Below are 2,337 nucleotides of genomic sequence, written 5' to 3'. Positions count from 1 at the left end.
TTCGTACCTGATCGACCTGTATGTCTCTCAGTCAAGCTCCCTTATGCCATTGCACTCTACGCACGGTTACCAAGCGTGCTGAGGGAACCTTTAGAAGCCTCCGTTACTCTTTTGGAGGCGACCACCCCAGTCAAACTACCCACCAAGCACTGTCCCTTCGTTGAAGGTTAGACTCTAGATAAGCAAAGGGTGGTATTTCAACAATGACTCCACAACACCTAGCGATGCTGCTTCGAAGTCTCCCACCTATCCTACACATTACTTATCCAAAACCAATACTAAGCTATAGTAAAGGTGCACGGGGTCTTTTCGTCCCACAGCGGGTAATCGGCATCTTCACCGATACTACAATTTCACCGAGCTCATGGTTGAGACAGTGTCCAGATCGTTGCACCATTCGTGCAGGTCGGAACTTACCCGACAAGGAATTTCGCTACCTTAGGACCGTTATAGTTACGGCCGCCGTTTACTGGGGCTTCATTTCATTGCTTCGCCGAAGCTAACAACTCCACTTAACCTTCCAGCACCGGGCAGGTGTCAGGCCATATACGTCATTTTTCAATTTAGCATAGCCCTGTGTTTTTGATAAACAGTCGCCTGGACCTTTTCACTGCGGCCCCACCGAAGTGGGGCGACCCTTCTCCCGAAGTTACGGGTCTATTTTGCCTAGTTCCTTAACCATGAATCTCTCGAGCTCCTTAGAATTCTCATCCCAACTACCTGTGTCGGTTTAGGGTACGGGCTGCTTCTTTCGCTTTTCTTGGAAGTCGCTTTTCTGGATTATCACCGCAGCCGTAGCCTTAGTGTACTATCGCCGTGTTACCACTGGCTTCAACGAACTATTCCGTCAGTTCGCACCAAATTTACGCCTCCGTCACTTTTAGTAAGAGCAGGTACAGAAATATTAATCTGTTGTCCATCCACTACCCCTTTCGGGTTCGCGTTAGGTCCCGACTAACCCTCAGCTGATTAGCATAGCTGAGGAAACCTTAGTCTTTCGGAGTGCGGGTTTCTCGCCCGCATTATCGTTACTTATGCCTACATTTTCTTTTGTAGCTTCTCCAGCAGGCCTTACGACTCACCTTCGACGACACTACAATGCTCCCCTACCGATATTTCTATCCCATAGCTTCGGTAATATGTTTATGCCCGATTATTATCCATGCCGAACCGCTCGACTAGTGAGCTGTTACGCACTCTTTAAATGAATGGCTGCTTCCAAGCCAACATCCTAGCTGTCTAAGCAGTTCAACCTCGTTTATTCAACTTAACATATATTTTGGGACCTTAGCTGATGGTCTGGGTTCTTTCCCTCTCGGACATGGACCTTAGCACCCATGCCCTCACTGCTGATTAACATTTTATAGCATTCGGAGTTTGTCAGGAATTGGTAGGCGGTGAAGCCCCCGCATCCAATCAGTAGCTCTACCTCTATAAAACTATAAATCAACGCTGCACCTAAATGCATTTCGGGGAGTACGAGCTATTTCCGAGTTTGATTGGCCTTTCACCCCTACCCACAGGTCATCCGAAGACTTTTCAACGTCAACCGGTTCGGTCCTCCACTGTATGTTACTACAGCTTCAACCTGCCCATGGGTAGATCACACGGTTTCGCGTCTACCACTACTAACTAAAGCGCCCTATTCAGACTCGCTTTCGCTACGGATCCGTGACTTAATCACTTAACCTTGCTAGCAACGGTAACTCGTAGGCTCATTATGCAAAAGGCACGCCGTCACCCCAAAGGGCTCCGACCGCTTGTAAGCGTATGGTTTCAGGATCTATTTCACTCCCTTATTCAGGGTTCTTTTCACCTTTCCCTCACGGTACTAGTTCACTATCGGTCTCTCAGGAGTATTTAGTCTTATCGGATGGTCCCGACTGATTCACACAGGATTACTCGTGTCCCGCGCTACTCAGGATACCACTATCTTACTGATCTTTACTTATACGGGACTATCACCCTCTTTGGTTCCTTTTTCCTAAGGATTCTAATTCATTACAGGTCGAATATCGTGGTCCTACAACCCCGGCACTGCCGTAACAGTACTGGTTTGGACTAATCCGCGTTCGCTCGCCACTACTTACGGAATCACTATTGTTTTCTTCTCCTCCGGGTACTTAGATGTTTCAGTTCCCCGGGTTTGCTCCTATTGCTAGGTACTATATCTTCAATATAGTGGGTTGCCCCATTCGGATATCTGCGGATCGATTTGTATGTGCCAATCCCCGCAGCTTTTCGCAGCTTATCACGTCCTTCATCGCCTCTGAGAGCCTAGGCATTCCCCATACGCCCTTATTTAGCTTATTGTACTTTTTGTCTTTTTAATGAGTT

Annotated in this window: 1 rRNA gene; it reads right to left on the bottom strand. The window is 47.7% G+C overall.

The window, feature by feature from the left end:
* Positions 1-2,312: ribosomal RNA gene (locus IEV77_RS17300) — 23S ribosomal RNA — on the bottom strand; the annotation flags it as partial.
* Positions 2,313-2,337: the final 25 nt, after the last annotated feature.

Origin of the sequence: Xanthomarina arctica (assembly GCF_014638915.1) — a bacterium.
Lineage (GTDB): Bacteria > Bacteroidota > Bacteroidia > Flavobacteriales > Flavobacteriaceae > Xanthomarina > Xanthomarina arctica.
The sequence above is the reverse complement of the archived record's forward strand: the minus strand, read 5'-3'. Positions and strand labels throughout refer to the sequence as shown.